The 252-nt window shown below is 70.2% G+C and carries 1 protein-coding gene; it reads left to right on the top strand.

Annotated elements, in window-relative coordinates; translation table 11 throughout:
* Positions 1-9 precede the first annotated feature (9 nt).
* The coding region (locus tag AN215_RS00025) for an SRPBCC domain-containing protein (RefSeq protein ID WP_171904093.1) at positions 10-252 on the top strand (243 nt) is incomplete at its 3' end.

The following is a 252-nucleotide window of genomic DNA, read 5'->3' as shown; positions in this document are numbered from 1 at the left end:
GGAGCAGTGATGAGCGACATCGTCGACCAGATCAACGACGTCCACCGGGAAGTCGGCAGCCGGCGCGTGGGCGAGCCCGAGGAGGAGGCCCGCACGGTCCTGCTGCGGCGTACCTACGACGCCGCCGTCGAGGACGTCTGGGACGCCTGCACCACCAAGGAACGCATCAGCCGCTGGTTCCTGCCCGTCAGCGGCGACCTGAAGCCCGGCGGGCACTACCAGCTGGAGGGCAACGCCGGCGGCGAGATCCTC

This window comes from Streptomyces abyssalis (assembly GCF_001751365.1).
GTDB classification, from domain to species: Bacteria; Actinomycetota; Actinomycetes; order Streptomycetales; family Streptomycetaceae; genus Streptomyces; species Streptomyces abyssalis.
The sequence above is the reverse complement of the archived record's forward strand: the minus strand, read 5'-3'. Positions and strand labels throughout refer to the sequence as shown.